A 9,775-nucleotide genomic window follows, 5' to 3' on the forward strand; every position below is an offset into this window, starting at 1 on the left:
CCCGCACCCCCTCCCCGGTGGGGGAGGGGGTGCGGGCCGCCGCGGAGCGGGCTACGCCTTGCGCAGGCGGAAGGTCAGGCCCAGGGGCTCGTCCGCGAAGGGCTCGCCGTAGGCGGCGTCGGCGTCGCCGGACGCGAAGTCCGTGGCGAGCACCTCCTCCGCGATGAGGCCGGCGTGGTCCGTCAGGGCCGTCACGACCTCCGGGTCCGAGGAGGACCAGCGCAGCGCGATCCGGTCCGCCACGTCGAGGCCGGAGTTCTTCCGGGCCTCCTGGATCAGGCGGATCGCGTCACGGGCCAGGCCCGCCAGCCGCAGCTCCGGGGTGATCTCCAGGTCCAGGGCCACCGTCGCGCCCGAGTCGGACGCCACCGACCAGCCCTCGCGCGGGGTCTCGGTGATGATGACCTCCTCCGGGGAGAGGGAGACCGACTCCCCGTTCACCTCGACCTCGGCGGAGCCGGACCGCAGCGCCAGCGACAGCGCCGCCGCGTCGGCCGCGGCCACCGCCTTCGCCACGTCCTGGACGCCCTTGCCGAAGCGCTTGCCCAGCGCGCGGAAGTTCGCCTTCGCCGTGGTGTCCACCAGGGACCCGCCGACCTCCGAGAGCGAGGCCAGGGAGGAGACGTTCAGCTCCTCCGTGATCTGGGCCTGGAGCTCGGGGGAGAGCGCATCGAAGCCCACCGCGCCGACCAGCGCCCGCGAGAGCGGCTGGCGGGTCTTCACGCCCGACTCCGCGCGGGTCGCGCGGCCGAGCTCGACGAGGCGGCGTACGAGCTGCATCTGCTGCGACAGGGCGGGGTCGATCGACGCCGGGTCCGCGGTCGGCCACGTCGACAGGTGCACCGACTCGGGGGCGTCCGCAGTGACCGGGACCACCATGTCCTGCCAGACCCGCTCCGTGATGAACGGGGTCAGCGGCGCCATCAGCCGGGTGACCGTCTCGACCACGTCGTGCAGGGTGCGCAGCGCCGCCGCGTCGCCCTGCCAGAAGCGGCGGCGCGAGCGGCGGACGTACCAGTTGGACAGGTCGTCCACGAAGGCGGAGAGGAGCTTGCCCGCGCGCTGGGTGTCGTAGGACTCCATCGCCTCCGTGACCTCGCGGACGAGGGCGTGGAGCTCGGAGAGGAGCCAGCGGTCGAGGACCGTGCGGTCCGCCGGGGCCGGGTCGGACGCCGAGGGCGCCCAGTTCGACGTACGGGCGTACAGAGCCTGGAAGGCGACCGTGTTCCAGTAGGTGAGGAGCGTCTTGCGGACGACCTCCTGGATCGTGCCGTGCCCCACCCGGCGGGCCGCCCACGGGGAGCCGCCGGCCGCCATGAACCAGCGGACCGCGTCCGCGCCGTGCTGGTCCATGAGCGGGATCGGCTGGAGGATGTTGCCCAGGTGCTTGGACATCTTGCGGCCGTCCTCGGCGAGGATGTGGCCGAGGCAGACCACGTTCTCGTAGGACGACTTGTCGAAGACGAGGGTGCCGACCGCCATCAGGGTGTAGAACCAGCCGCGCGTCTGGTCGATGGCCTCCGAGATGAACTGCGCCGGATAGCGCTTCTCGAAGATCTCCTTGTTCTTGTAGGGGTAGCCCCACTGAGCGAACGGCATCGAGCCCGAGTCGTACCAGGCGTCGATGACCTCCGGCACCCGGACCGCTTCGAGGGAGCACCCCTCGTGGGTGCAGGTGAAGGTGACGTCGTCGATGTACGGGCGGTGCGGGTCCAGGTCCGAGTGGTCCCGGCCGGACAGCTCGGACAGCTCGGCGCGCGAGCCGACGCAGGTCAGGTGGTTCTCCTCGCAGCGCCAGATCGGCAGCGGGGTGCCCCAGTAGCGGTTGCGGGAGAGCGCCCAGTCGATGTTGTTGTTCAGCCAGTCGCCGAAGCGGCCCTGCTTGACGGAGTCCGGGAACCAGTTGGTCTTCTCGTTCTCCCGCAGCATCGCGTCCTTGACGGCGGTGGTGCGGATGTACCAGGACGGCTGCGCGTAGTAGAGCAGGGCCGTGTGGCAGCGCCAGCAGTGCGGGTAGCTGTGCTCGTAGGCGATGTGCTTGAAGAGCCGGCCGCGCGCGTCGAGGTCGGCGGTCAGCTTCTCGTCGGCCTTCTTGAAGAAGACGCCGCCCACCAGGGGGACGTCCTCCTCGAAGGTGCCGTCGGGGCGGACCGGGTTCACGACGGGCAGGCCGTACGAGCGGCAGACCGCGAGGTCGTCCGCGCCGAAGGCGGGGGACTGGTGGACCAGACCGGTGCCGTCCTCGGTCGTGACGTACTCGGCGTTCACCACGTAGTGGGCCGGGGCCGGGAACTCGATCAGCTCGAAGGGGCGCTCGTAGGTCCAGCGCTCCATCTCCTTGCCGGTGAAGGACTCGCCGGTGGCCTCCCAGCCCTCGCCGAGCGCCTTCTCCAGCAGCGGCTGGGCGACGACGAGCTTCTCGGTGCCCTCACCGTCGGTACGGCGGGCGACGACGTACGTGACCTCGGGGTGCGTGGCCACCGCGGTGTTCGACACCAGGGTCCACGGCGTGGTCGTCCAGACCAGCAGCGCCGCCTCGCCCGCGAGCGGGCCGGAGGTCAGCGGGAAGCGGACGTAGACGGAGGGGTCGACGACCGTCTCGTAGCCCTGGGCCAGCTCGTGGTCGGACAGGCCGGTGCCGCAGCGGGGGCACCAGGGGGCGACGCGGTGGTCCTGGGTCAGCAGACCCTTGTTGAAGATCTCCTTCAGCGACCACCACACGGACTCGACGTACTCGGGGTCCATGGTCCGGTAGGCGTCGTCGAGGTCGACCCAGTAGCCCATGCGGGTCGTGAGCTCGGCGAACGCGTCGGTGTGGCGGGTCACGGACTCGCGGCACTTGGCGTTGAACTCGGCGATGCCGTAGGCCTCGATGTCCTGCTTGCCGTTGAAGCCCAGCTCCTTCTCGACGGCGAGCTCGACGGGCAGGCCGTGGCAGTCCCAGCCGGCCTTGCGGGCCACGTGGTAGCCGCGCATCGTGCGGAAGCGGGGGAAGACGTCCTTGAAGACGCGGGCCTCGATGTGGTGCGCGCCGGGCATGCCGTTCGCGGTGGGCGGGCCCTCGTAGAAGACCCACTCGGGGCGGCCCTCGGACTGCTCCAGGGTCTTGGCGAAGGTCTTGCTCTCGCGCCAGAAGTCGAGGACCGCGTGCTCAAGGGCAGGCAGGTCGACCTGGGCGGGTACCGGGCGGTACTGCGGCGGTGTGGTCATGAGGCTGAACTCTTCCTCCGGCGGGTTGTCACTTCCGTCCGGAGGGACGAGAGCCGACTGCTGCTCCCGCGGTACCACCCTCCTTGGCCGCCGGACGGATCCGGTGGCCCCCTCATTGGGGTGCGAAGCCGGTTCTACTAGCCCTGCGGGGGACCCGTGGCTTTCTTCCGGCGGCTCAGGGGTGATCCTTCACGTCGCGCTCGCCCCCGGGCTCTCACCGTCCCCGGGTCGCTCCTGGCTGCGTCCGACGCTACTCGTCCCCGTCCATGCCTTTCGCTGGGCCCAGTGTACGGGTGCGGGCCGTGCTCGGCAGACCGGTTTTCGGGGGCCCCGCGGGGCCCCGTGGTCACGGCGTGGCGGGGGTGCGGAGGAGGGGCCGGGGCGGTGCCGGGAGTGACCCGAACGGGCCAATGTGTCGCAGCGGCACGACGGCGGGCCCGCAGCGGCGGATTACCGGGGCTCCGGATGGGCACAACGGATGCAGGTTGACCTCGACGGATGCGTGCCCCGTTGCCGCGGGGGCGGAGCCGATTTATCGTTCCGGCACGATTCGCGAGCAATATCACAGTATGTGAAGGGGCCGCGGCCATGGTGGCGAAGAAGACAGCGGTCTCCGGGGACCCGGCGCCCGCCGAGAAGGCGACGGCGGCGCGTACGACGGCCGCCACGAAGGCTCCGGCGAAGAAGGCTCCGGCGAAGAAGACATCGGCGAAGAAGACGGCCGCGGCCGAGAAGGCTCCGGCCGGGAAGGCGACGTCCGCCGGGAAGACGGCCGCGGCCGGGAAGAAGGCGGCGGCCGGGAAGAAGACGGCCGCCGTCCCGAAGCGGACGGCCACGGCCAGGAAGGCCGCGGCCGAGGGGGCGGCGCACGCCGCCGAGAAGACTGGAGTCCCGAACGTGGTTGCCAAGAAGAGCACCGGTGCGGCGCGGAAGACGGCCGCGGCCGCCACGAGCGGGCTCCCCAAGACCCGGGTCACGGCGCCCGCCGCCCCAAGTGACCTCGCCGTACGGCCCGGGGAGGACCCGTGGACGCCCGAGGAGGTCGAGGGGGCCCGCGCGGAGCTGGCGTCCGAGGTGCTGCGGCTGCGCGCCGAGCTCGACGCCTCCGAAGTGGCCATTTCCGGCCTGATGCGCGACTCGGGCGACGGCGCCGGGGACGACCAGGCCGACACGGGCACCAAGAACATCACGCGGGAGTCGGAGCTCGCGCTCGCGGCCAACGCCACTTCGATGCTGGAGCAGACCGAGCGGGCCCTGGAACGGCTGGAGGCGGGCACCTACGGGCTCTGCGAGAACTGCGGGAAGCCCATCGGCAAGGCCAGGATGCAGGCCTTCCCGCGGGCCACGCTGTGCGTGGACTGCAAGCAGAAGCAGGAACGGCGCCACTAGGTGTGTGACCGGGCGTCGCCGGCGCGGCACCGGGCGCCGCGCCGGCGAGTGACGGGAAGGCGGGAGGCGGGGCAGGCGGTCTGCCGGGGCCCTGACGTACCCTCGTCTGGTCAGGGTCCAGGAGGAGCCTGGGTCGGCTAGTTCGAGGGACTCACGTGGCAGAGGCGGAGCGCATCATCGGTACGCCGGAGGTCGGGGACGTCGGGGACGGCGCCCGGCCGGAGTCGGCCGCGCCCAAGGGGCGTCGGCGGATCGCGGCACTGCTCGTCGTCGCGGTGCTCGCCTACCTGCTGGACCTCGGCACCAAGATGCTGGTCGTGGCGAAGCTGGAGCACCAGCCGCCGATCGAGATCATCGGTGACCTGTTGAAGTTCGAGGCGGTCCGCAACCCGGGCGCCGCCTTCGGCTTCGGCGAGGCCTTCACCATCATCTTCACCGCCATCGCCGCGGCTGTGATCGTCGTGATCGTGCGGCTGGCCCGCAAGCTCTACAGTCTGCCGTGGGCGATCGCCCTCGGTCTGCTGCTGGGCGGCGCGCTGGGCAACCTCACCGACCGGATCTTCCGTTCGCCGGGTGTGTTCCGCGGGGCGGTCGTCGACTTCATCGCCCCGGCCCACTTCGCCGTCTTCAACATCGCCGACTCGGCGATCGTGTGCGGCGGCATCCTCATCGTGCTGCTGTCGTTCAAGGGCCTGGACCCGGACGGCACCGTCCACAAGGACTGACCGATGCGCTGATCGCGGGACGGCCCGTCCGCCGAGTCCTGCATACTCGACGGGTGAGTACGATTCCCGAGATCCGCACCCTGCCCGTTCCCGATGGCCTCGAAGGCGAGCGCGTCGACGCCGCCATCGCCCGTATGTTCGGTTTCTCCCGGACCAAGGCGGCCGAGCTCGCGGCCGAGGGGAAGGTGTCGGTCGACGGCAGCGTCGTCGGGAAGTCCGAGCGCGTGCACGGCGGCGCCTGGCTGGAGGTCGAGATGCCGGCGCCCCCGCGGCCGGTCGAGGTCGTGGCCGAGCCGGTCCCGGGCATGGAGATCATCCACGATGACGACGACGTCGTCGTCGTCATGAAGCCGGTGGGCGTCGCCGCCCACCCGAGCCCCGGCTGGACCGGCACCACCGTCATCGGTGGCCTCGCCGCCGCGGGCTACCGCATCTCCACTTCGGGCGCGTCCGAGCGCCAGGGCATCGTGCACCGCCTCGACGTCGGCACGTCCGGACTGATGGCCGTCGCCAAGTCGGAGCGTGCCTACACCTCGCTGAAGAACCAGTTCCGCGAGCGGGTCGTGGACAAGCGCTACCACGCACTGGTCCAGGGCCACCCGGACCCGATGAGCGGCACGATCGACGCGCCGATCGGCCGCCACCCGAGCGCGGACTACAAGTGGGCGGTGACCCAGGACGGCAAGGCCTCCGTCACCCACTACGACCTGATCGAGGCCTTCCGCGCCGCCTCGCTGCTGGACATCAAGCTGGAGACGGGGCGTACGCACCAGATCCGCGTGCACATGTCCGCGCACCGCCACCCGTGCGTCGGCGACCTGACCTACGGCGCCGACCCGACCGTCGCCAAGCGGCTCGGGCTCACCCGCCAGTGGCTGCACGCGGTCCGGCTGGGCTTCGAGCACCCGGCGGACGGGCAGTGGGTGGAGTTCGAGAGCACCTACCCGGCGGACCTCCAGCACGCCCTCGACGTGATCCGCGCCGAGAGCGAGTAGCGGCCCGGCGCACGGCCCCCGAGGGGCGGCCCGGCACCCGAGGGGCGGCCCGGCACCCGACACGCGACCGCGGCCGCGACCGCCGGGGCCGGGCGCGGCGGACTGGCAGGGTGGGGGAGTGGATCAGCTTGCTCTGCTGTTCGTGCTCCTGCTCGGGGCCGTGGTCATGGTGCCGCTCGGGGACCGGCTGGGACTGCCCGCCCCGGTCCTGATGACGCTCGGCGGGGTGGTCCTCGCGCTCGTGCCGGGCGTGCCGGAGGTCGAGGTACCGCCCGAGTTCATCCTGCCGCTGGTGCTGCCGCCCCTGCTGTACGCCTCCGTGCAACGGACCTCGTGGCGCCAGTTCGCCGCCAACGTGCGGCCCATCCTGCTGCTGGCCGTGGCCCTGGTCTTCGTCACGACGGCCGCCGTGGCCGCCGTCGCCCATTCCGTGGTGCCCGCGCTGCCGCTCGCCGCCGCCGTCGCGCTCGGTGCGCTCGTCGCGCCGCCCGACCCGCTGGCCGCCACCGCCGTCGCCGGATCGCTCGGGCTGCCCCGCCGCATGGTCTCGATCCTGGAGGGCGAGGGGCTCTTCAACGACGTCACGGCGATCGTGCTCTACCACGTGGCGGTCGCGGCGGCCGTCAGCGGCGGCTTCTCCTGGCCCGACGCGCTCGGGGAGTTCGTGCTGTCCGCCGTCGTCGCCGTGGCGGTCGGCCTCGGACTGGGCTGGACCGCCCACCGCCTGATGGGCCGGCTCGGCGACGCCACCCTCCAGATCGGCCTGACGCTGCTCGTGCCCTTCGTGTCGTACACGGTCGCCGAGGAGCTCCACGGGTCCGGGGTGCTGGCCGTGCTGACCACGGCCCTGTTCCTCGCCGAGTACGCCTCCGACGCCGACGACGTGCTGGGGCGTCTGGCCGGGCACACCTTCTGGGAGGTGGTGGACACGCTGGTCACCGGCGTGGCCTTCGGGCTCATCGGGTTGGAGCTGCACAACGTCTTCGGGACGGCCCACGACCGCGAGTGGGAGATGGCGGGATGGGCTGCTGTCGTCGTCGCGGTGGTCGTCGGGGTACGGCTGGTATGGCTGCTGCCGGCGGGCTGGCTGGCGCAGAAACTGCACCGGCGGCGCGACTATGACGAGGAGATCCCGCTGAGCTGGCGGGAGAGCGTCGTGATGTGGTGGGCGGGCATGCGCGGGGTGGCCTCGGTCGCCCTGGCCCTGGCCATCCCCTTGGAGACGGACGCGGGCGAGCCCTTCCCCGCGCGCGACGAGATCATCTTCATCGCCTTCGCGGTGATCATGGTGACGCTGGTGTGCCAGGGGCTCACCCTGCCGTGGCTGGTGCGGCGCCTGGGCGTGGAGGAGGACACCGACGCGCGGCGGGACGCCGAGCGGCACCTGGCGATCCGCGCCGCCAAGGCCGCCAGGCGCCGGCTGAAGGAGATCGAGGAGGTCGAGGAGCTGCCGGAGGACCTGATCGAGCAGCTGAGCCGGCGCGCGTACGACGTGGGGGCCAGGATCAGCCCGGACATGGTGGACGAGGAGCGGCGCGAGGCGTACGCGCAGCGGGTGCAGCGGCTCCACGACATCCAGCGGATCCAGCGGGAGATGATGTCGGCCGCCCGCCACGAGGTGCTGGCCGCCCGCAGCGAACCCGGCTCCGACCCGGAGGTCGTCGACCGGGTGCTGCGCCACCTCGACGTGCGCAGCCTGCGCGCCCCCTAGGGCCGGTCCGGGGTCTCCGGGGCAGGGGGCGCCGGGGAGGTCGCGACGCGCGGGAGGGCGTAGGGATGGTGGGCCGCCAGCCAGGTGATCAGCTGTTCGCGGACCGCGCAGCGCAGGGTCCAGAGGTCGTCGGCGTCCTTGGCGGTCACCACGCCGCGGACCTGGACGGTGTGCGGTGTGGTGTCCGTCACGGCGAGGCCACCGCCGCGGCCGTCCCACTCGGGCAGGTTCGCGAGGATCTGCCGGAACCGCTCCCGCATCAGGTCCAGGGGTGCGCGGTGGTCGAGGTGCCAGAAGACCGTCCCGGTCATCTGGGCGCCTCCGCGCGACCAGTTCTCGTACGGTTTGCTCGTGAAATACGACACAGGCATCGTGATGCGGCGTTCGTCCCAGGTGCGGACGGTCAGGAAGGTCAGGGTGATCTCCTCGACCCGGCCCCACTCCTCGTCGACCACGACCGTGTCACCGATGCGGACCGTGTCGCCGAAGGCGATCTGGAGCCCGGCGAAGAGGTTGCTCAGTGAGGACTGGGCGGCGATGCCGGCCACGATGCCGAGGACGCCCGCGGAGGCCAGGAGCGAGGCGCCGGCCGCACGCATCGGGGGGAAGGTCAGCAGCATCGCCGCGACGGCGACCACGACGACGACCGCCGTGACCGCCCGGTGGATCAGTGTGACCTGGGTGCGCACCCGGCGGACCCGGGCCTCGTCCTCGGTCGCCGCGGCGTAGCGCGCGTACGCGGAGTCGACGGCGGCCGTCGCGATGCGCACCGCCAGCCAGGCCACCGCGGCGATGAGCACCAGCGCGAGGAAGCGGCCGACGCCGACGGGATGGTCGGGCAGCAGGCCCGCCCGGCGGTAGGAGCCCCTGAGCAGGGAGGTGCACAGCACCACCTGGAAGGGGAGCCGGCAGCGGCGCAGCAGGTCCCACAGCGGGGTCTCCGGATGCCGGGCGTCTGCCCGGCGCAGCAGCAGGTCGAGCAGCCGGCCCGCGATCAGGGTGGCGAGCAGCACGCCGCCGACGACCGCCACCGGGCGCATGAAGTTCTCCGTCTCCATGGGGATGAACGTAGCGGCAAGCGCCGGCGCACCGGCGCCTGCGACGGCTGGCACGATGGAGGCATGAACATCGTGCTTTTCCATTCGACGTACGGGCTGCGGCCCGCGGTGCACGCGGCGGCCGACCGGCTGCGCGCGGCCGGTCACCAGGTCCAGGTACCGGACCTCTTCGAGGGGCGCACCTTCGAGACCGTCGAGGAGGGCATGGCCCACCAGGACGAGATCGGCCGTGACGAGTTGTTGAAGCGGGCCGTGCTGGCCGCGGCCCCCCACTCCGACGCGGGCCTGGTGTACGCGGGCTTCTCCTTCGGCGGTTCCCTCGCCCAGCACCTGGCGCTGGCCGACGAGAAGGCGCGCGGGCTGCTCCTGCTGCACGGGACGGCCGACCTGGAGGACGGTGCGTCGGTGGACGGGCTTCCGGTGCAGCTGCACATCGCGGACCCGGACCCCTTCGAGCCGCACGACTGGCTGACGGCCTGGTACCTGCGGATGCAGCGGGCCGGCGCGGACGTGGAGGTCCACAGCTACCCGGGCGCCGGGCACCTGTTCACCGACCCGGACCTCGACGACTTCGACGCCGAGGCTGCGGGGCAGGCGTGGACGGCCGCGATCGGCTTCCTCGACAGCCTGTAGCCCCGCGGGGGACGGTAGGCGGGGACACGCGGGAGGGCCCGGTCCGGCGGATGC

At 72.2% G+C, this 9,775-nt stretch carries 7 protein-coding genes; 5 read left to right on the forward strand and 2 right to left on the reverse strand.

The window, feature by feature from the left end:
• Positions 1–51 precede the first annotated feature (51 nt).
• Positions 52–3,210, reverse strand: coding sequence for an isoleucine--tRNA ligase (gene ileS, locus ACFW2G_RS32505; RefSeq protein WP_384451113.1), 3,159 nt, complete (start codon positions 3,208–3,210; stop codon positions 52–54).
• A 588-nt stretch (positions 3,211–3,798) separates the two neighbouring features.
• Here ileS and ACFW2G_RS32510 point away from each other — a divergent pair.
• The 4 genes from ACFW2G_RS32510 to ACFW2G_RS32525 all read left to right on the forward strand — a co-directional run bounded on the left by ACFW2G_RS32510 (position 3,799) and on the right by ACFW2G_RS32525 (position 8,030).
• Positions 3,799–4,599, forward strand: a complete 801-nt coding sequence (locus tag ACFW2G_RS32510) for a TraR/DksA family transcriptional regulator (protein ID WP_384451116.1) — start codon at positions 3,799–3,801, stop codon at positions 4,597–4,599.
• 155 nt (positions 4,600–4,754) lie between these two features.
• Positions 4,755–5,324 carry a signal peptidase II gene (lspA, locus tag ACFW2G_RS32515; RefSeq protein ID WP_037926863.1) on the forward strand — a complete coding sequence of 190 codons (570 nt, stop codon included), beginning with the start codon at positions 4,755–4,757 and terminating at the stop codon, positions 5,322–5,324.
• 53 nt (positions 5,325–5,377) lie between these two features.
• Positions 5,378–6,319: an RluA family pseudouridine synthase gene (locus ACFW2G_RS32520; protein WP_037926860.1), complete on the forward strand. Its 942-nt coding sequence runs from the start codon at positions 5,378–5,380 to the stop codon at positions 6,317–6,319.
• Between the two features lie 118 nt (positions 6,320–6,437).
• A complete protein-coding gene (locus ACFW2G_RS32525) occupies positions 6,438–8,030 on the forward strand; it encodes a Na+/H+ antiporter (protein WP_384581143.1) in 1,593 nt (530 codons plus the stop codon).
• Here ACFW2G_RS32525 and ACFW2G_RS32530 read toward each other — a convergent pair.
• The gene (locus ACFW2G_RS32530; protein WP_384451122.1) at positions 8,027–9,088 is read right to left on the reverse strand and encodes a mechanosensitive ion channel family protein; all 1,062 of its coding nucleotides are present in this window, start codon (positions 9,086–9,088) and stop codon (positions 8,027–8,029) included. The genes ACFW2G_RS32525 and ACFW2G_RS32530 overlap by 4 nt on opposite strands.
• Before the next feature lie 63 nt (positions 9,089–9,151).
• Between ACFW2G_RS32530 and ACFW2G_RS32535 the strand changes: the two genes are divergently transcribed.
• Complete coding sequence (locus ACFW2G_RS32535) at positions 9,152–9,721, forward strand: dienelactone hydrolase family protein (protein WP_037926856.1); 570 nt, start codon at positions 9,152–9,154, stop codon at positions 9,719–9,721.
• Positions 9,722–9,775 lie beyond the last annotated feature (54 nt).

Source organism: Streptomyces sp. NPDC058880, from assembly GCF_042742535.1.
Classification (GTDB): Bacteria; Actinomycetota; Actinomycetes; order Streptomycetales; family Streptomycetaceae; genus Streptomyces.

Bases quoted from the DNA above. Each gene is read 5' to 3' on its own strand.
- ACFW2G_RS32535 (WP_037926856.1), top strand. From the start codon at position 9,152: ATGAACATCGTGCTTTTCCATTCGACGTACGGGCTGCGGCCCGCGGTG.
- ACFW2G_RS32530 (WP_384451122.1), bottom strand. From the start codon at position 9,088: ATGGAGACGGAGAACTTCATGCGCCCGGTGGCGGTCGTCGGCGGCGTG.
- ileS (WP_384451113.1), bottom strand. From the start codon at position 3,210: ATGACCACACCGCCGCAGTACCGCCCGGTACCCGCCCAGGTCGACCTG.
- ACFW2G_RS32510 (WP_384451116.1), top strand. From the start codon at position 3,799: ATGGTGGCGAAGAAGACAGCGGTCTCCGGGGACCCGGCGCCCGCCGAG.